The sequence below is a fragment of the Entomomonas moraniae genome, assembly GCF_003991975.1.
Lineage (GTDB): Bacteria > Pseudomonadota > Gammaproteobacteria > Pseudomonadales > Pseudomonadaceae > Entomomonas > Entomomonas moraniae.
The window spans coordinates 981,427-1,000,035 of record NZ_CP029822.1 but is presented as its reverse complement, the minus strand read 5'-3'; the positions used below and the strand labels follow the sequence as shown (position 1 = coordinate 1,000,035).

Annotated in this window: 19 protein-coding genes; 15 read left to right on the top strand and 4 right to left on the bottom strand. The window is 37.2% G+C overall.

Translation table 11 applies throughout. The features are described from left to right. Positions 1–3 precede the first annotated feature (3 nt). The 10 genes from DM558_RS04730 to DM558_RS04685 all read left to right on the top strand — a co-directional run bounded on the left by DM558_RS04730 (position 4) and on the right by DM558_RS04685 (position 11,475). Positions 4–924, top strand: coding sequence for an amidohydrolase family protein (locus DM558_RS04730; protein ID WP_127162273.1), 921 nt, complete (start codon positions 4–6; stop codon positions 922–924). A gap of 19 nt (positions 925–943) precedes the next feature. Then, entirely contained in the window at positions 944–1,318 is a 375-nt protein-coding gene (gene ligA / locus DM558_RS04725; protein WP_109702819.1) for a protocatechuate 4,5-dioxygenase subunit alpha, read from the top strand. 12 nt (positions 1,319–1,330) lie between these two features. Then, positions 1,331–2,179: a class III extradiol dioxygenase subunit beta gene (locus DM558_RS04720; protein WP_127162272.1), complete on the top strand. Its 849-nt coding sequence runs from the start codon at positions 1,331–1,333 to the stop codon at positions 2,177–2,179. Positions 2,180–2,189: 10 nt separating this feature from the next. Then, positions 2,190–3,146, top strand: a complete 957-nt coding sequence (locus tag DM558_RS04715; protein ID WP_228411818.1) for a Gfo/Idh/MocA family oxidoreductase — start codon at positions 2,190–2,192, stop codon at positions 3,144–3,146. 9 nt (positions 3,147–3,155) lie between these two features. Beyond that, positions 3,156–4,160, top strand: coding sequence for an aldo/keto reductase (locus tag DM558_RS04710; protein WP_127162271.1), 1,005 nt, complete (start codon positions 3,156–3,158; stop codon positions 4,158–4,160). A 330-nt stretch (positions 4,161–4,490) separates the two neighbouring features. Then, on the top strand, positions 4,491–5,867 hold the full coding sequence (locus tag DM558_RS04705; RefSeq protein WP_228411817.1) for an MFS transporter: 1,377 nt from the start codon (positions 4,491–4,493) through the stop codon (positions 5,865–5,867). Between the two features lie 48 nt (positions 5,868–5,915). After that, positions 5,916–7,085 (top strand): 4-hydroxybenzoate 3-monooxygenase, encoded by a 1,170-nt coding sequence (gene pobA, locus DM558_RS04700; RefSeq protein ID WP_127162270.1) that lies wholly within the window; start codon positions 5,916–5,918, stop codon positions 7,083–7,085. A gap of 210 nt (positions 7,086–7,295) precedes the next feature. Further along, positions 7,296–8,135: a shikimate dehydrogenase family protein gene (locus DM558_RS04695; protein WP_127162269.1), complete on the top strand. Its 840-nt coding sequence runs from the start codon at positions 7,296–7,298 to the stop codon at positions 8,133–8,135. A gap of 41 nt (positions 8,136–8,176) precedes the next feature. Next, the gene (locus DM558_RS04690; RefSeq protein ID WP_127162268.1) at positions 8,177–9,529 is read left to right on the top strand and encodes an MFS transporter; all 1,353 of its coding nucleotides are present in this window, start codon (positions 8,177–8,179) and stop codon (positions 9,527–9,529) included. A gap of 77 nt (positions 9,530–9,606) precedes the next feature. Further along, positions 9,607–11,475: a bifunctional sugar phosphate isomerase/epimerase/4-hydroxyphenylpyruvate dioxygenase family protein gene (locus DM558_RS04685; RefSeq protein ID WP_127162267.1), complete on the top strand. Its 1,869-nt coding sequence runs from the start codon at positions 9,607–9,609 to the stop codon at positions 11,473–11,475. Between the two features lie 106 nt (positions 11,476–11,581). Here the strand turns inward: DM558_RS04685 and DM558_RS15765 are convergent, their stop codons facing one another. The 4 genes from DM558_RS15765 to DM558_RS15750 are packed head-to-tail and all read right to left on the bottom strand — an operon-like array spanning position 11,582 to position 12,369. Further along, positions 11,582–11,803 carry a CrcB family protein gene (locus DM558_RS15765; RefSeq protein WP_323368281.1) on the bottom strand — a complete coding sequence of 74 codons (222 nt, stop codon included), beginning with the start codon at positions 11,801–11,803 and terminating at the stop codon, positions 11,582–11,584. 15 nt (positions 11,804–11,818) lie between these two features. Beyond that, complete coding sequence (locus tag DM558_RS15760; RefSeq protein ID WP_228411816.1) at positions 11,819–11,977, bottom strand: CrcB family protein; 159 nt, start codon at positions 11,975–11,977, stop codon at positions 11,819–11,821. 13 nt (positions 11,978–11,990) lie between these two features. Beyond that, positions 11,991–12,200: a fluoride efflux transporter FluC gene (locus DM558_RS15755; protein WP_228411815.1), complete on the bottom strand. Its 210-nt coding sequence runs from the start codon at positions 12,198–12,200 to the stop codon at positions 11,991–11,993. Continuing rightward, complete coding sequence (locus tag DM558_RS15750) at positions 12,184–12,369, bottom strand: CrcB family protein (RefSeq protein ID WP_228411814.1); 186 nt, start codon at positions 12,367–12,369, stop codon at positions 12,184–12,186. The genes DM558_RS15755 and DM558_RS15750 overlap by 17 nt, the downstream gene beginning before the upstream one ends. Before the next feature lie 365 nt (positions 12,370–12,734). On the opposite strand from DM558_RS15750, the gene DM558_RS16000 reads away from it, so the two are divergent. The 5 genes from DM558_RS16000 to DM558_RS04650 all read left to right on the top strand — a co-directional run bounded on the left by DM558_RS16000 (position 12,735) and on the right by DM558_RS04650 (position 18,602). Further along, entirely contained in the window at positions 12,735–12,947 is a 213-nt protein-coding gene (locus tag DM558_RS16000) for a DUF1656 domain-containing protein (RefSeq protein WP_109702810.1), read from the top strand. Position 12,948: 1 nt separating this feature from the next. Beyond that, entirely contained in the window at positions 12,949–13,809 is an 861-nt protein-coding gene (locus DM558_RS04665) for an efflux RND transporter periplasmic adaptor subunit (protein ID WP_127162266.1), read from the top strand. A gap of 17 nt (positions 13,810–13,826) precedes the next feature. Further along, complete coding sequence (locus DM558_RS04660) at positions 13,827–15,686, top strand: FUSC family protein (RefSeq protein WP_127162265.1); 1,860 nt, start codon at positions 13,827–13,829, stop codon at positions 15,684–15,686. A gap of 397 nt (positions 15,687–16,083) precedes the next feature. After that, positions 16,084–17,745, top strand: coding sequence for a malonate decarboxylase subunit alpha (gene mdcA / locus DM558_RS04655; RefSeq protein ID WP_127162264.1), 1,662 nt, complete (start codon positions 16,084–16,086; stop codon positions 17,743–17,745). Beyond that, on the top strand, positions 17,745–18,602 hold the full coding sequence (locus tag DM558_RS04650; protein ID WP_127162263.1) for a triphosphoribosyl-dephospho-CoA synthase: 858 nt from the start codon (positions 17,745–17,747) through the stop codon (positions 18,600–18,602). The genes mdcA and DM558_RS04650 overlap by 1 nt, the downstream gene beginning before the upstream one ends. Positions 18,603–18,609 lie beyond the last annotated feature (7 nt).

Below are 18,609 nucleotides of genomic sequence, written 5' to 3'. Positions count from 1 at the left end.
AGTATGGAACATGCAGAAGTAACAAAAGGCTGGTTGCCTTTTTATGAGAACCCAAGTAAACCTCGTTTTAACTTACCTTTTGGGGCTGTGGATGCCCATTGTCATGTATTTGGCCCACAGAATAAATTTCCATATGCTCCAGAGCGTAAATACACTCCCTGTGATGCGTCAAAAGAAGATTTATTTGCGCTGCGTGATCATTTAGGGTTTAGCCGTAATGTCATTGTACAGGCTACATGCCATGGTAGCGATAATCGTGCATTAGTTGATGCTTTACAGTCAGCCAATGGACTTGCTCGTGGTGTAGCGACGATTCGCTTAGATATTAGCGATGAGGAGTTACATGCATTAGATAAAGCAGGTGTACGTGGTGTTCGTTTTAATTTTGTAAAACGGCTTGTCGATTTTCTACCTAAAGATGAACTGCAAAAAATTGCCGAACGTATAGCACCATTAGGTTGGCATATTGTGATCTATTTTGAAGCCCCAGACCTACCTGATCTTTGGGATTTCTTTACCTCACTTCCTACTACGGTAGTGGTAGATCATATGGGGAGACCCGATGTCAGCAAGCCTGTGAATGGTGCTGAATTTGATCTTTTTGTGAGACTGATGGAGGAAAATCCTAATATCTGGTCGAAAGTTTCCTGTCCAGAACGTTTAACAATAACAGGTCCTAAGGCATTGAATGGTGAAGAAAAACCTTATCAAGATGTCGTGCCATTTGCACGCTATCTTGTTGAGCGTTTTCCTGATAGAGTATTGTTTGGTACGGATTGGCCTCACCCGAATTTAAAAGATCATATGCCGGATGATGGCTTGTTAGTGAATTATATTACACAAATAGCACCAACGATTGAACTACAAAAAAAATTATTAGTCGACAATCCGATGCGGCTGTATTGGCCTGAAACCTTAAAATAATAAAATAAGGGGAAAAATAATGAGTTTAGATAAGCCTTATAAAAATATTCCGGGCACAACGATTTTTGATGCTGAGCAATCACGTAAGGGATATTACCTTAATCAGTTTTGTATGTCGCTTATGAGTGCAGACAATCGCAACCGTTTTAAAGCCGATGAACGGGCTTATTTAAATGAGTGGGCAATGACTGAAGACCAAAAACAAGCAGTGATTGACCGTGATTTAAACCGTTGTCTTGCATTAGGCGGCAATATTTATTTCCTAGCCAAGATTGGTGCAACTGATGGGTTGTCATTCCAACAAATGGCAGGAAGTATGACGGGGATGACTGAGCAAGAGTACCGCGAGATGATGCTTGCCGGTGGTCGTAAGCCAGTGCCTAAAAATAACTAGGAGAATAAAAAAATGGCTAAAATTACTGCAAGTGTTTATACCTCACATGTCCCTGCTATTGGTGCTGCATTAGACTCAGGTAAAGCAGGTGAACCTTATTGGCAAAAAGTATTCTCGGGTTATGATTACTCAAAAAAATGGAATAAAGACAATATACCTGATGTAGTCTTTTTGATTTATAACGATCATGCGAATGCGTTTAGTTTAAGTTTGATTCCTACTTTTGCTTTAGGCACAGCAGAAAGCTTTCCTATTGCTGATGAGGGTTGGGGAGCTAGACCTGTTCCAGTGGTAAAAGGGCATCCCGAACTTGCTTCACATATTGCACAATCACTGATTCAAGATGATTTTGATATTACCATTGCTAATGAGCTACCTGTTGATCATGGCTTAACGGTGCCAATGTCTTTGATGTTTGGAGAGGTGGATGAGTGGCCCTGTTATGTGATTCCCCTACATGTTAACGTAGTACAGTATCCTGTGCCCTCTGGTGCGCGCTGTTTTGCAATGGGAAAAGCGATTAGGCGCGCGGTAGAGTCTTTTGATCAAGATTTAAATGTCCACATCTGGGGAACAGGGGGAATGAGTCATCAATTACAGGGGGCTCGTGCAGGGTTAATTAATGAGAAGTGGGACAATGACTTTTTAGATGAGCTGATTGCCGAACCAGAAAAATTATCGAAAAAGCCTCACTTAGAGTATGTAGAAGAGGCAGGCTCAGAAGGTATTGAGTTAGTGATGTGGTTGATGGCACGTGGTGCGATGAATTTAGAAAAAGAACCTATCGTCAAACATCGTTTTTATCATGTTCCCGCGTCAAATACGGCCGTTGGTCATTTAATTCTAGAAGATGGTATTTAAGGAGATTAAGATGAAGCAAATTAATGTGGCATTAGTTGGAACAGGCGCTTTCGGTATTAAACACTTAGATGCAATTAAGAATATTGAAGGAGCAAACGTTGTTTCTTTAGTCAGTTCTCGTTTAGATGCTGTTAAAAAAGTAGCGCAAGACTACGGTATTGAGCATTATACTGATAATTTGGATGATGTATTAAAACGCCCTGAAGTAGACTGTGTTATTTTGTGTACACCAACACACATGCATGCAGAGCAAACATTAAAATGTTTGCGTGCAGGTAAACATGTGGAAGTTGAAATTCCTTTAGCCGATAGTTGGAAAGATGCAGAAGAAGTTTTAAAGGTTCAAAAAGAGAGTGGATTGGTTGCTATGGTCGGCCATACTCGTCGTTTTAATCCTTCTCATCAATGGATTCATCAACGCATAGAGAAAGGCGAGTTTAATATTCAGCAAATGGATGTTCAAACTTATTTTTTCCGCCGAAAAAATATCAATGCTCTAGGGCAACCACGTTCATGGACAGATCATTTATTATGGCATCATGCAGCACATACAGTGGATTTGTTCCAATATCAAACAGGATCACGGGTTATTAAAGCCAATGCAATTCAAGGGCCTATTCATCCTGAGCTAGGTATTGCTATGGATATGTCCATTCAGTTATTAACTGAAAATGGAGCGATTTGTACATTATCACTTTCTTTTAATAATGATGGGCCTATTGGTACATTCTTTCGTTATATTGGTGATACAGGAACTTATCTTGCCCGTTACGATGATTTGTATAATGGTAAAGATGAAAAAATCGATGTGAGTAAGGTTGCTGTATCCATGAATGGCATTGAACTACAGGATCGAGAGTTCTTCGCAGCCATTCGTGAAGGGCGCGAACCTAATTCGAGTGTAGCCAGTGTGATTAACTGTTACCATGTATTAGGGGAACTTGAGCAGCAATTAAATAATCAATAGAGGTTGGCCATGTTTAAAACCAGACAATTAGCAGATCAAGAAATCATGAGTATTGGTTTAGGATGCATGAACCTAAGCCATGCTTATAATCATCCTACACCTGAAAATGAAGCTAAAGCACTTATCCAAAAAGCGTTAGATTTAGGGATTAATCATTTTGATACAGCGACCCTTTATGGCTTTGGTACAAACGAGGCCTTATTAGGGCAGTCTGGTTTAAAAGCAAGGCGTGCTGATATTTTTTTAGCAAGTAAATGTGGTATGGCGGGTGTTAATGGCAAGCGTGTCATTGATGGACGGCCTGAAACAATTAAAAAGCAATGTGAAGAAAGTTTAAAGCGCTTGTCTACTGAGTACTTAGACTTGTATTACTTACATCGTCGTGATTTTAATGTCCCATTTGAAGACAGTGTAGGGGCTTTAGCAGACCTTGTTAAAGAGGGTAAAATTCGACATATTGGTTTATCAGAAGTATCTGCAGAAAGTTTACGTAAAGCATATGCTATACACCCTGTTGCAGCAGTGCAAAATGAGTATTCATTGTGGAGTCGTAATCCAGAGTTAGGTTTATTACAAACATGTGAAGAGCTGGGCGTTAATTTGGTTGCCTTTAGTCCCGTTGGACGAGGTTTTTTAGCGACTCAATTGAATATAAGTAGTTTTCCTGAAAAAGATATTCGACTTGCAATGCCACGTTTTCAAGAGCCTCAGTGGCAATATAATGAGACACTTTATCAGCAGTTTTTAGAATTGGCAGAAGAGGCAGGCTGTACAACGGCTCAATTATCATTGTATTGGCTGTTGGCACAAAGCAATATGATTATCCCTATACCAGGAATTACTAAAGTCCCTCATTTGGAGGAGGACGTTGCTACAATAGAGTTAACTCTCAGCGATGAAGTGTTAGCTAGAGCAAGTGAACTGATCAATCAGCAAACAGTGAAAGGTACACGTTATGCAAAAGCAACATTTGCTGAGATTGATACCGAAAAATTCCCTGAAGAACTAGCGTAGTTATTATTCTCCTCCAATAATAAGTTGGCGTTTCCCATATCTATATCATCAGTCTAAGAGATATAGATGTGGGCTTTTTTTACCTTAAAACTATAATCTTATTTATCTCTATAACTATTCACTTCAATTGGCGCTGTTAATCAAAATAAAAATAGATTTATAAAGAAAAATATTGCTCTGTAGTTATTGTATATCCGTTGTACAGATATGCAAAAAGAGCATATCTAATAGATATTTTTTTGGCTATATCTAGCATAAGTTGTTACGTAAGATACTTAAATAGTATAAAAATAATTAAGTATTAGGCAGTTAATCTGCCAGAGGTAATAAATGATGACTAATATATTAAAAAAAGAAAATGTCCAACATTTTTTGAATACCGAGAAGTTGTCAGTATTTCAAATAACCATTTTTTCATTATGTTTTTTAGTGGCGCTGTTTGATGGCTTTGATACCGCCGTTATTGGCTATATTGCTCCCAGTTTAATCACTGAATGGGGTATTGAAAAGGCTGATCTTGCTCCTGTATTAAGCGCAGCGTTATTAGGTTTGGCCTTTGGTGCAGTTTGTTTTGGTCCCGTGGCTGATAAAGTAGGCCGTAAAAAAGTATTAATTCTGTCTGTGGCAATTTTTGCCGCGGGCTCGTATGCTTCAGCATTAGCATCTTCTTTAGGGTGGCTTGAGTTATTTAGGTTTATTACGGGTATAGGTTTGGGGGCTGCTATGCCTAATGCTGTCACATTATTGAGTGAGTATTGCCCAGAGAAAAAGCGCTTCTTTTTAGTGAATACCATGTTTTGTGGTTTTCCTCTCGGAGCTGCTATTGGTGGTTTTGTTTCTGCGTGGATGATTCCAGAATTAGGTTGGAGAAGTGTTCTCTGGTTAGGGGCTATTGCACCAACGTTATTACTTATCGTGATGTTATTTTTATTACCTGAATCAGTTCGCTATTTAGTGTTTAGAAATCAAGAAAGTACACAGATTAAAACTATATTAAGTAAGATTTCCCCTCGTGCGAACGATATATCTTCATTTTACCTAGAGGAGACGCAACCAGAAGTAGGTAATGGTAAAAATGGGGTTTCCGTGGTGCTATCTAAACATTATGCATTAGGTTCTATAGCGCTATGGTTAACTTATTTTATGGGATTGGTTATTTTCTATGGAGTGATGAATTGGATGCCTCTGCTGTTTAAGGAGGCCAATATGCCTGCTGGTTTAGGAACAATCGTCACTGGCTTATTTGCATTAGGTGGTTTAGGTGCTATAGCAAATGGTTGGTTAATGGATCGTTATAACAAGCACAAGTTAATTATTTCTTTTTGGTTATTAACCGCGATTAGTGTGGCATTAATTGGTCTTGTGGTTGGGCTTCATGTCACAGTTTTGGTGACGGTCATTATTCTTTCTGGTCTTGTTATGAATACAGCACAATCATCAATGCCTGCTTATGCGGCAAGTTTTTATCCCACCTCGGGTCGTACTACAGGCGTCTCATGGATGTTGGGATTAGGGCGCTTTGGTGGAATTGCAGGGTCTTTCTTAGTAGCATATTTAATCAGTAAAGATATCTCGTTACAGCGCATTTTCTTTATTTTAGCTATTCCTGCTTTATTGTCAGCGGTTGCACTAATGATTAAAGTTAAGTTTTATAAAGTTAAAGATCAAGTAGTTGTTCCCAAAGCGTTCGTAATCAAGTCCTATTAGTTGTAATAGAAATAATAAACATAAAAATAAGTATAAAAGGTGAAAAAGATGCAAACACAAGTGACCATTATTGGTTCAGGCCCCGCTGGACTGTTATTAGGTGAGTTACTAACAAAAGAGGGAATTGATAATATTGTACTCGACCGTAAAGATCAGCCCTATATTTTAGAACGTATTCGAGCAGGCATTTTAGAGAGCGTCACGGTTGAGGGACTTGAACGAGTAGGTGTCGCTGCACGTTTACATAAAGAGGGTATTCCTCATCATGGTATTGAGTTAGTTTATGATGATAAACACCTGAGGATTGATTTTCAGAAAACCATTAATCGTTACGTTGTTGTTTATGGCCAAACAGAAGTAACGAGAGATCTGATGGAAGCAAGAAATAATTCTTCTGCACTCTCTTTTTACGGTGTGGATGATGTGCAAATCCACGATATTGAAACAGAGAATCCTTCAGTGTCATTTGAAATAAATGGTGAGAAAAAAGTTATTCATAGTCGTATTGTTGTTGGATGTGATGGTTTTCATGGTGTAAGTCGCAAAGCAATTCCAGAGAAAGTTCAAAAGAATTATGAGCGTGTTTATCCATTTGGTTGGTTAGGCTTGCTGTCCGATACTCCTCCAGTTGCGGATGAATTGATTTACAGTAATAGTCCCCGTGGTTTTTCACTAAGTAGCCAGCGCTCTGCCATGAGGAGTCGTTATTATTTACAGGTTCCTTTAACTGAAAAGGTTGAAGATTGGTCTGATGATCGTTTTTGGGAGGAGTTAAGCCTACGTCTATACCCAGAAGCACGCAAAAACTTGGTAACTGGTAAAAGTATTGAAAAGAGTATTGCGCCACTTAGAAGTTTTGTTTCTGAGCCACTTCGCTACGGTAGTCTGTTTTTAGCGGGGGATGCTGCACACATTGTTCCACCAACAGGTGCCAAGGGGCTTAATCTAGCTGCCAGTGACGTGCTCTATTTAGCTGATGCGTTAATGGAGTATTTTATTGAGCATCGCGAATTGGGTATGGATCATTATTCTGAAAAATGTTTACGGCGCATTTGGGCTGGTGAGCGCTTCTCATGGTGGATGACAAAGTTATTACACCGTTTTGATGATCAAGACCCGTTCACCCAAAAAATGCAAGAGGCAGAGTTTAATCATTTAATGAATTCGGAGTATGCGATTTATTCATTAGCAGAGAACTATGTCGGACTTCCACATTAGTAGCGATTAAACAATAAAACCCCATAAATAAAATAGCTTGTTATTTATGAGGTTTATCTTTTTAAGCGCCGATCTATTATTTTGTTATATCTGATAGATTATTAACGTTGTATTTATAACCAATATAGCTGTGTTACATTCAACGGCACAAACATTAGAGTGTTTAACATATTAGTGAATAAATAAAAATAACATTGGAGAATAAATATAATGATAATCAATGGACAAACAGAGTTTTTAACATTAATGGGGGATCCGATTCGTAGTGTGAAATCGCCGATGATTTATAATCCTCATTTAAGAAAACAAAATATTAATACAGTGCTTATCCCTGTTGAAGTAAGTACAGAAAATTTTGCTAATGTCTTTAAAGCAATGATACAAATCCATAATTTTAAAGGCTCGTTGGTTACTATGCCTCATAAAGTGGCAGCAGTTACTTTAGCCGATGAGTTGAGCGTTACTGCACAAGTGGCTGGATCTTGCAATGCACTTAAACTATCGAGTGATGGTAAAGTGGTCGGTGATATGTTCGATGGTGAGGGGTTCGTACGCGGTATCAAGCGCAAAGGCTTTGATCCAAAAGATAAAAAAGCAATTGTCATTGGTTCGGGAGGTGTTGGGCGAGCAATTGCGGCATCACTTGCTGGCGCAGGTATTTCAACATTATGTTTAAGTGACCTTAATATAGACTCATGTAAATCGCTAGCCCAACGATTAAAAACACACTATCCTACATTGGAGGTTGTGTTTGGCCTAGAGAATGTGGGAACATACGATCTTGTAGTAAACGCGACACCACTAGGTATGAAAGAAAATGATCCATTACCCATGGATATTTCACAGCTACAAAGTCATCATTTTGTAGGTGAGGTTGTAATGAAAAGTGACATAACCCCTTTTTTACAAGCAGCAAAAGCAAAAGGTTGCCAAATACAAGTGGGTACAGATATGCTATTTGAGCAAATACCTGCTTATTTAGAGTTTTTTGATTTACCAACAATAACGGTAGAAGAAGCAAGAACATTAGCTGAAATACAATACTTATAACCAATGTGTTATACCCTAAATAAAAATAAGAGGTAACAGTTATGTCGACTATGAATATACGTGAGTTTTTAGATAAAAATAAAACCAGCCCTTACCAATTTATGATTATTGGGTTAATGTTTTTAACCGTGATTATGGATGGAATTGATGTGGCCATTATGGGATTTTTAACTCCTGAGCTAAAACGCCAGTGGGGTATCAGTAATCTTGAAATGGCTCCGGTGCTAGGTTCTGCTCTGTTTGGTTTGGCTATTGGCGCAATGATTGCAGGGCCGGTTGCTGACAAAGTAGGCCGTAAACTTGTATTGGTTTGCTGTGTATTTACGTTTGGTTTTTTTACTTTAATCGGTGCGACCTCTGAAACAACAACGTCACTGATTATTTATCGGTTTATTGCAGGGCTTGCAATGGGTGGGGTGATGCCACAAGCAGCAACCTTGATTACAGAGTATTCTCCCGCACGTTCTAAATCGCTCTTTATCACTATTGTTTTTGCTGGTTTTACTGTGGGCGCCGCCTCAGGCGGTTTTATTGCCTCATGGATGATTACCCATTATGGTTGGCAATCAGTACTGTTAGTTTGTGGTGGTATGCCAGTTGTGTTTAGTCTTGTATTAGCCTTTTTACTACCAGAATCAATGATCTTTATGGTGTTCAAGAAAAAGCCTAAGCATAAAATCATTGCTATTCTTAACCGTATCAAACCCTGTGCTGCTAATAACGACACAACCTTCGAATTATCGAAAAATGTGGTACAAGATAGTAATCCTATCTCGGTAGTACTCAGTAAACAGTATATTGTCGGTAGTTTTTGTTTATGGCTTACCTATTTTGCAGGATTGTTTTTGGTGTATTTATTGGGGAGTTGGTTACCGACAATTATTGAGGAGGCTGGTTTTAGTTTACAGCAAGCAGCTATTATTGGTGCAGTATTCCAGCTAGGTGGCCCCTTGGGATCAGTGTGTATGGGCTGGTTTATGGATCGTTATAACCCAAATATCGTATTGGCAGTTACTTTTAGCATTGGCGCTTTCTTTTTAATATTAATGAGCTACTTGTCAATTTACTATGCATTATTATTAGTAACGGTATTTTTGGTAGGCTTCTGTTTTAATGGAGGTAATACAGGAATGAACGCACTTTCTAGTATTTTCTTCCCTGTATCTGCCCGAGCAACAGGTAATAGTTGGATGCATGGTATTGGCCGTGTTGGAGCAATACTTAGTGCCTATGCGGGAGCGTTAATGCTTGACGCCGGTTGGGGATTAAACCAAGTGTTATTGTTCTTGTTGATTCCAGCTACAATGATGGTAGTATTGGTTATGGTTAAAAAAATTTGGTATCAGCAACCAAAAAAGACTGAGATACCTGCTTTAATAGGTGCACTAGAGTAAGCGTAAGTAGGTATCTATAAGCCATTGTATAACTAAGGCTTAGCTTATAATTTAAAATAAAAAGATAGGAGTTTGCTATGAAACATAGCATAGCCACTGTTTCACTAAGCGGAATGTTACCTGAAAAGTTACGCGCTATTGCCGCTGCTGGTTTTGATGGGGTAGAGATTTTTGAGAATGATCTATTGTATTATGAGGGATCGCCTGCTGATGTTAAGTCAATTTGTCAGGATTTAGGCTTAGAAATTTTTCTATTCCAACCTTTTCGTGATTTTGAAGGTATGCCACGAGAAAGGTTAACAAAAAACCTCCACCGCGCTGAGAAAAAATTTGAGTTAATGCATGAGTTAGGTGTTGATAGGATGCTGTTATGCAGCAACGTACAAAATAATTGTATTAAAGATGACACAATGATTATGGACGATCTCTATGCAATTGCAGAAAAAGCCGCATTGCATAATATTAAAGTAGGGTACGAAGCGCTGGCATGGGGGGCGCATGTTAACTCTTATCGTCATGCATGGTCGTTAGTTAAAGAGATTGATCACCCCAATTTGGGGATGATTTTAGATAGTTTTCATACGCTATCCATCAAGGATGATTTAACAGAGCTTGCCTATATACCAAAAGAAAAAATATTTTTTGTACAATTAGCCGATGCACCTTTAATGAAAATGGATGTTTTAGAGTGGAGTCGGCATTTTAGATGTTTCCCAGGGCAAGGGCAGTTTAATTTACAGTATTTTTTAGCACCTATTTTAGTGGCAGGTTATGAAGGGCCTCTATCACTTGAAATATTTAATGATGAGTTTCGTGCTGCACCTACTGAGCAAACAGCCTGCTATGCTAGACGTTCTCTATTGTATTTAGAAGAGTTAACTCGTAACCATTTACAGTATAACTACATTACGGCGCACCAGTCACTTTTTTCTCCAGCACCTGTTGCACAATATGAAAGTGTAGCCTTTTTAGAGTTTGCTGTAGATGAAAGTGCTCGTACAGAGTTAAACCATTGGTTCGAGCAATTAGGCTTTCAAAAAACAGGGCAGCATAAATCAAAAGATGTTTCTTTATATCAGCAAGGTGATATTAATTTAGTTCTCAACTCAGAACCTGATTCATTTGCACAACATTATTATGCAATACATGGACCTTCCTTATGCGCTAGTGCATTTAAAGTTAGCAATGCTGAGCAAGCTTTAACAAGGGCTAAGCAATATGGTTGCCATACTTACGAAGGCCGCTTAGGGCCTAAAGAGCAATTTATTCCTGCTATTTTAGCACCCGATGGAAGTCTGCAATATTTTTTAGATAATGCAGCAGATATTCATCAAACCGACTTTTTTAGTAAACCAAACGATCAGGTTGCTTATTTAAATAGTATTGATCATTTTGCTATTGGTATTCCACCTGAAACAATGGATATATGGACATTGCACTTTAAATCCATTTTTGGATTTGTGACGGAGCATGAGTTAACCTTAGCGGATCCTTATGGCTTAATGAAAAGTAAAGTTGTACGTAGTATTGATAGTACCGTTCGGATTCCTTTAAATATTTCAGAAAATAAGCATACTTCGATTGCTCGTTCATTTACTGCTTATCGTGGTTCGGGATTGCAACATGTAGCATTTTCTACCAAAGATATTTTTGAAACGGTTGCTAAACTACAAGAAAATAATTTGAAGTTATTGAAAATTCCAGAAAATTACTACGAAGATCTCTCCGCTAAGTTTGATTTAGATGAACAATTTCTTAATAAACTACAGGCTCATAATCTTTTATACGATGAAGATGAAAAGGGGGGAGCTATGTTGCATGTTTATTCAGAAATCTTTGGTAATCGTTTCTTTTTTGAAATATTACAACGCTTTAATGGTTACTCACAATACGGTGCAAATAATACGCCTGTACGTTTAACAGCACAGCGAGCTGCTAATAATTAGTGATTTATAATTATAGACCTCATAGTTCACTAAAAATATAAACGTCCTATGAGGTTTTAAGAGCTAAATACTTCGATGAATTATTTTTGGTCGTAGTAGAGCTAGTTTAGGGTCGTATTATTTTTTTAAGTGTTAGTTTATTTCCAAGCCATAACCCCAGCATTACTGCGATAAAACCAATAACAAGGCTAATAGCAATATAACAAATACCTACCCATAGCTTATTATGGTGTTGCATAATTTCAAGAGAGCCGTAGATAAAACTTGAGAAAGTTGAAAGCCCACCCATGACACCTGTTGCTATAAAGGCATTCGCATATTGATTGATTCTTTTATGTTGAAATTATGCGGCTGTAATACCCAATAGAAAAGCAGCTAATATATTTGCTACAAAAATATCCATTGGAAAAGAATCTGAAAGACTTGGAATGTTTATCATTAAAAGTTCGCGTATTATGGCGCCAAGTGCGCCGCCGATAAAAATAAAAAATACTGCATACATTATATTGTCCTCTTTAATAAGCTAGCCAAGCGCCCATAGCAGCAGCTAATAAACAGCTTAATACCGATAGCATTAAATAGCTAGCAGCTAAAATGGCTTGTTTTTGATTAACTAATTTTGCTGCGTCTAATTGCAAACTGCTAAATGTGGTGTAGCCGCTTAATAATCCAGTTAGAATAGCGGAGTGAAGGAAGTTGCCATAACGATTATGCCAATCTACCAAAAAAAACGCTTAAATAGGCAATAATAAATGCACCAGAGATATTGATTAAGAAGGTAGCTAATGGGAAAGGATGATGATATTTTTTTGCTACCAATACGCCAATCCACCAGCGTAGTAATGAACCAATGCCCCCTCCAATACCTACCCATAGTACATCAATAGCTAGCATAATACATTTCCTATTATGGAAGTGGATGAATGAAATATTGTTGGCAGTTTAGCCAATAAGGTTATATTTTAAATACTACATTACGCTATGAAAGCTTTCATCATTAATAAGCTACTTGTCAATTTACTATGAACTCAGTAAAGATAAACATAAATAGTAAGCATGCTTGAATAGTATGGAGATAGTACCTATCTAAAAAATGCTAAAGTTCAAAATTATGGGCTTATAGTTCTCATTAGTTTTCATTTTAAAACTACAAAAGTATTTAAATATTTTAATCGCTATTTTTCTACAAAAAGAAATTACTAAGACGATAGTATGCTAAAATGAATTTAAGATTCTTTGTGTACATTTAAGAAAACTTTATGAAAGACCTCTCTCTTGGTAGCTTGATTTTTTTTCCTTACTTTGTAGTAATTGTAATAATTGGATTATTCTTATGGCTACTTATTAGAATAAGTTATCGAAAAATAATTTTTAATGGTAATTATTGGCATCCTGGTCTTATTGACATAGGTGTTCTATTTATTTGTCTCTATGTTGTTGACTTTTTTGCAAGGATAATTGGTGGCTCTTAAAATGAAAGCAATTGGTAAATATGCTCTTTCAGTTATTATGCTGTTTATAATAATTACAGTAATATATCATTTCTGGGGATTTTATACGTTAGGTCCTTGGACACGTGATGCTAAAATACGAGTAGAAATATCGCAAATCTCTGCTGAGGTTTCAGGACAACTTGTTGAGCTTCCTATTATCGATAATCAAGAAGTAAAAAAAGGGGATTTACTTTTTAAATTAGATCCTAGAGATTATAAAATTCAACTAGATAATGCAGATGCAGCTCTAGAGGAATTAAAGGCATCTCGTGAAAATGCGAAAAGACTTTATCAACGCCGTGCCCGTGCTGGGTTATCCGTTTCTAAAGAAAATTTAGATAGTGCTAAAACAGACTTAGATACTTATGATGCAAAAATTAAGCAAGCAAAGGCTAATTTAGATAAAGCAAAACTAGATTTAACTAGAACAGCTGTTTATGCTCCTACTGATGGATACATTACAAATCTAAAATTACGCGTATCTGATTATGTCAATACAGGGACATCCTTATTTGCTTTAGTAGATAAAAATTCTTTTTATGTAATGGCTTATTTTGAGGAAACTAAGTTAGGATTTTTAAAGATTGGTAAGAAAGTTGAAATCACTTCGTATAGTGGAAATAAAAAAATAACAGGCGTTATTACTGGAATTGGTCGTGCTATTATTGATCAAAGTGCCTCCACGGGCGATTTATTGATACAAGATGTTCAACCTAATTATCCTTGGGTTAGGTTAGCGCAACGAGTGCCTGTGAAAATTGAAACAGATGACTGGGCAGCTTATCAGCAGCCTTTGATCGCAGGAACTACTTGCTTTGTTAAGATCATTGATAAAGACTAATGAAGGGCTTAAACTAAATGTCTTATAGTTTATGGTCTCGCATAAAGGCAGCTGATCATATTTTTGTAATACGGTATTGTGTTGCTATTGTATTAGCTTGGTATTTATCTTACTGCCTTGATTTAGATAAGCCATACTGGTCCATGATGACAGCCAGTATTGTAAGCCTTCCTAGTCCAGGTTCTTCAATTATTAAACTGATTGCAAGATTAATTGGTACGACTATAGGCATTATCATCATTGTTCCTATTGTATCACTGTCTCAATATGATCCGTGGTTAATGGCTTGTCTTATTGCCTTGTGGGTTAGTTTTTGTCACTATATTTGCTGTTGTTATTATGGTTCTGTTAGTTATTGCTTTGCTTTAAGTGGTTATACTGCATCGATTGTAGGGTTTGCAACCACAACCAGTCCTTCCTCTTATACTCTTTTCTTCATATCTCAGGCGCGTTTTACTGAGATCGTACTAGGACTACTGGTTGTTTTTGTTGTTTCTTTTATTTTTCCTTCTAACAAAGATCAAAAAGCTTTAATTAAAGCGGATCACCAACTACAAAAGTCGTTGGTTTCTATAATGGATGATTGTGTCATTAGTGCATCTTCTGTTAAAGACATCATTAAAAGCGTAACTGGCTTTATTTTACAAATGATGAACATTAAGGTATTAGCGACACAATATATTTTTTCCTCTACAAATACGAGTGAGAAGGGTGTACAAGCGATAACGAATATTTATCGCAGTTTCGATACATTAGGTTCGCTCATTATGCTAAGAATAATGAAGAGTAAGCTAATTTCTGAGAAACCGAATATTAACAATATATTAACTGCTTACGAACAAAAAGTTGAAGCATACCTTGATAATCCAAAAGCTGAAAGCCCTAAACCGATTTCATCTAATGATATTTATATACAAAGTTTTTATGATGAGTTTGATAAAACAACTTCATCGATTGCAAAACCTACTAATCCTATTATAGATAAAAATGAAGAAAGTTTATTTTTTATTAGAAGTTATCATGACCAAAAAGAAGCTATTTATAATGGATTAAGAACCTTTTTGACAATTATGTGTGCTGTTTTCTTTTGGTTACATGGTAATTGGCAATATGGTTATATAGGTGTCATTCTTTTGAGTGTGATTTGTTGCTATCTCAGCATGATTCCTATGATTCGAATTGCAATTTTGTTTGCTGCATTAGGGTTAATTGCAGGTATTACCATTGCGTACTGCTTAAAATTCGGTGTTTTTATAGGCACTTCAGAGTATATTATTGCTGTGTTGTCTTTTTTGGTTGTTATTATCTTTTTGTGTTATATTCAGGTGGTATTTTCTCCTATTTGGGCTCTTTTCGGCTTTGTCACTATTCAAGTTATAATCTTTAGTATTAGTTTTCAAAACCCAATGGCGTACGATATTGTCGCCTTCTCAAATACATCATTGATGATTTTATTCGGTATGCTCGTTATCATGGGAGTACTTTATATTCTTCCTCCAAGTCCAGAAGAATATATTATCTCCCGTATGAAAAAGGCAGTGAATAAGAAATTTATTCAATGCCTAAACAGGAAAGTAAATTTTATACACTTTAAAATTTATTTAGCCTCTGTGATTAATGAGTCTAAATTCGTTACAAATCAAGATCTAAAGGGTGGTCTAATTACAGACTGTTTTAGTAAGTTTTTAATTATGCATACCATTTATCATTATAAGTATTGCCTATTAAATCATTCAGAAGTATTAAATGCACTTATAGCAGGGGACTATAAACTCGCATTAAGTTATGCCAATACATTACGTACCCAAGAAACTAATAATAATTTTAAAGTGTTTTGGTGGAAGATAGGTAGTATCCTAGAGAATAACTTGAAGTAATAATCTGATTGTATTACTTCATATTTGTTTTATTACAGTAAGTGTAAAGATTGGGGGTTTAGGACAAGAAATATCTTTAAACATAAAATATTATCAATCTTCTTCTATCTATAACACACTATAAAAAAAATTAACGCTATTTATTAAAGCAATTATTATTCTAAACTCCATTAATCGAGGAATGAATTAAAAAGGCTGTCTATTAAGAAAAGTAGAGCAGTTTTAAATTAGCATGGATATCAGCTTTAGATAATTTTTATTCAACTATTATTACTCAAAAGCTAATGATCAGATAAGTCGCTTAATTGATCCTTGGGCATTGTAAAGTCTAGTATAAAACCACCAATAAATGCAGTTACTTAATAAAAAGTAATTAGTCCTTGGAGGTTTATCTATTATGTTACATAACCAAACATCCAAACGTATTTGGGATACACGTCTCTCTGAGAAAAAAAGGCGTATCGAGGCAGTAAAGCCATTTACGAAAGGAAAGCTTCTTCCAACCCAAAACTTCATTCAAGCTTTAGAAAAACTGATCGTTTCTGGTGATCGCGTTGTTTTAGAAGGCAATAACCAAAAGCAGGCTGATTTTTTAGCACGGATGTTAACGCAAGTCGATCCAACTAAAATCAATAATCTACATATGTTAATGCCAAGTATTGGCTTACCAGAACATCTTGATGTGTTTGAAAAAGGGATTGCTAAGAAACTTGATTTTTCTTTCTCAGGTACGCAAAGCTTACGTATTTCACAACTATTAGATGATGGTCTGTTAGAGATAGGCGCCATTCATACCTATATTGAGCTTTATGCGCGTTTATTCGTTGATCTTATCCCTAATGTAGCATTAGTAGCTGGTTACAAGGCAGACAGTAAAGGTAATCTTTATACAGGTCCAAGTACTGAAGATACTCCATCAATTGTTGAAGCCGCTGCATTTAAAAATGGGATTGTTATTGCTCAAGTTAATGAGTTGGTTGATGATGAATCTGATTTACCCCGTGTTGATATTCCAGGTTCGTGGGTTGATTTCGTCGTTGTGGCAGATAAACCTTTCTTTATTGAGCCTCTTTTTACGCGTGATCCTCGATTGATTAAGCCTCTCCATATATTGATGGGGATGATGGCTATTAAAGGGATCTATGCCAAACATCAAGTGCAATCGTTGAATCATGGTATTGGTTTTAATACAGCAGCCATTGAGCTGTTATTACCTACGTATGGTCAACAGTTAGGCTTGAAAGGTAAGATTTGTAAGCATTGGACGCTTAATCCTCATCCAACATTGATTCCTGCTATTGAAAGTGGCTGGGTGGAAACTGTGCATTGCTTTGGCGGTGAGTTGGGTATGGAAAAATATGTGGCTGCACGTCCTGATGTGTTTTTCACTGGACATGATGGCAGCATGCGTTCAAACAGAACACTTTGTCAATTAGCTGGGCAATATGGGGTTGATATGTTTGTTGGTTCAACTCTACAAGTGGATGGCTTAGGTAACTCTTCAACTGTAACGCATGGTAGGCTTTCAGGTTTTGGTGGTGCACCAAATATGGGGCATGACCCTCATGGGCGTAGACATGCGACTAAAGCTTGGTTAGATATGATGCAAACGCCGAACCCTGTTGATCGTGGTCATAAACTAGTTGTACAAATGGTCGAAACTTATCAAGCGGGTGCAAAACCAACATTTGTTGAAAAATTAGATGCTGTTGATGTTGCAAAAGAGGCGGGTATGCCCATAGCACCTGTCATGATTTATGGTGATGATATTACCCATGTATTAACAGAGGAAGGCATTGCTTACTTACATCGTGCTACTTCATTAGAAGAGCGTCGTGCCATGGTTGCCGCTGTAGCGGGCATAACTGATATTGGGCTAGGAGTTGATAGTAAGCGAGTTGCAGAATTTCGTCGTGACGGTAAGGTAGTTTTCCCAGAGGATTTAGGTATTCATCCTACTGAGGCTAAACGTTCATTATTAGCGGCTAATAGTGTTGCTGAACTCGTTGAATGGTCAGGTGGCTTATACAATCCTCCTGCTAAATTTAGGAGTTGGTAATGAATACCTTAGCCAATTTCTCCACTAAATCTGCTCAAGATAAAGCCATGCAATTAGCCAATTTAGCGACGCAAGCATTAATTGACGAAGCGCGGTTGAGCCCAAAACCTGGTTTAGTAGATCGCAGAAGTTCTGGCGCTCACACAGATTTAACACTGAACTTGATGGAGGAGTCAGCTTATAGCTTGGCTGATGCTTTTTATGAAATGGCATTACGTGGCTGGTGCTCTCCTATTAATGTGGTGTTAAGAAGAGAAATTGGAAGAATAGGTCGTGATGGCGAGAAGCAAATGATGGCCGTAACAGGTGGGATTAATACGCATAGAGGTGCTATTTGGTCTCTAGGGTTGATCGTAACTGCATTAGCTTGTGTTGATGAGGTCGTTTCTGCTGAAAAAATAGCTAAGTTAGTGGGTGATTTAGCTAACTTACCTGATGTAAATGCTCCCAAAGTTTTTAGCAAGGGACTTTATGCAAGCAAGAAATATTGTGTACCTGGAGCAAGAGAAGAGGCTCAGCAAGGCTTTCCGCACATTATTAAGTTTGGGTTACCTACTTTAAGGGAAAGTCGTAAAGCTGGTGCTAATGAGAGCCAAGCCCAAATAAATGCATTGTTAGCCATTATGAGCTCATTAACCGATACCTGTGTTTTATCTAGGGCTGGGATGTCAGCATTAAAGTATGTCCAGCAAACCTCAAAGGCCATATTAGCTGTCGGTGGGGTAGCCACAGAGAAGGGACAAGCATTGTTCGGCTCTTTAGACAAACAAATGCTAGTTAGCAATATTTCTCCAGGTGGTGCAGCAGATCTTCTGGCTGCCACTTTACTGTTAGATAGAACAACTGTCATTCAATAACTATTTT

Coding starts and splice junctions, on each gene's coding strand:
- DM558_RS04730 (WP_127162273.1), top strand. CDS start 4: ATGGAACATGCAGAAGTAACAAAAGGCTGGTTGCCTTTTTATGAGAAC.
- ligA (WP_109702819.1), top strand. CDS start 944: ATGAGTTTAGATAAGCCTTATAAAAATATTCCGGGCACAACGATTTTT.
- DM558_RS04720 (WP_127162272.1), top strand. CDS start 1,331: ATGGCTAAAATTACTGCAAGTGTTTATACCTCACATGTCCCTGCTATT.
- DM558_RS04715 (WP_228411818.1), top strand. CDS start 2,190: ATGAAGCAAATTAATGTGGCATTAGTTGGAACAGGCGCTTTCGGTATT.
- DM558_RS04710 (WP_127162271.1), top strand. CDS start 3,156: ATGTTTAAAACCAGACAATTAGCAGATCAAGAAATCATGAGTATTGGT.
- DM558_RS04705 (WP_228411817.1), top strand. CDS start 4,491: ATGATGACTAATATATTAAAAAAAGAAAATGTCCAACATTTTTTGAAT.
- pobA (WP_127162270.1), top strand. CDS start 5,916: ATGCAAACACAAGTGACCATTATTGGTTCAGGCCCCGCTGGACTGTTA.
- DM558_RS04695 (WP_127162269.1), top strand. CDS start 7,296: ATGATAATCAATGGACAAACAGAGTTTTTAACATTAATGGGGGATCCG.
- DM558_RS04690 (WP_127162268.1), top strand. CDS start 8,177: ATGTCGACTATGAATATACGTGAGTTTTTAGATAAAAATAAAACCAGC.
- DM558_RS04685 (WP_127162267.1), top strand. CDS start 9,607: ATGAAACATAGCATAGCCACTGTTTCACTAAGCGGAATGTTACCTGAA.
- DM558_RS15760 (WP_228411816.1), bottom strand. CDS start 11,977: ATGTATGCAGTATTTTTTATTTTTATCGGCGGCGCACTTGGCGCCATA.
- DM558_RS15750 (WP_228411814.1), bottom strand. CDS start 12,369: ATGCTAGCTATTGATGTACTATGGGTAGGTATTGGAGGGGGCATTGGT.
- DM558_RS16000 (WP_109702810.1), top strand. CDS start 12,735: ATGAAAGACCTCTCTCTTGGTAGCTTGATTTTTTTTCCTTACTTTGTA.
- DM558_RS04665 (WP_127162266.1), top strand. CDS start 12,949: ATGAAAGCAATTGGTAAATATGCTCTTTCAGTTATTATGCTGTTTATA.
- DM558_RS04660 (WP_127162265.1), top strand. CDS start 13,827: ATGTCTTATAGTTTATGGTCTCGCATAAAGGCAGCTGATCATATTTTT.
- mdcA (WP_127162264.1), top strand. CDS start 16,084: ATGTTACATAACCAAACATCCAAACGTATTTGGGATACACGTCTCTCT.
- DM558_RS04650 (WP_127162263.1), top strand. CDS start 17,745: ATGAATACCTTAGCCAATTTCTCCACTAAATCTGCTCAAGATAAAGCC.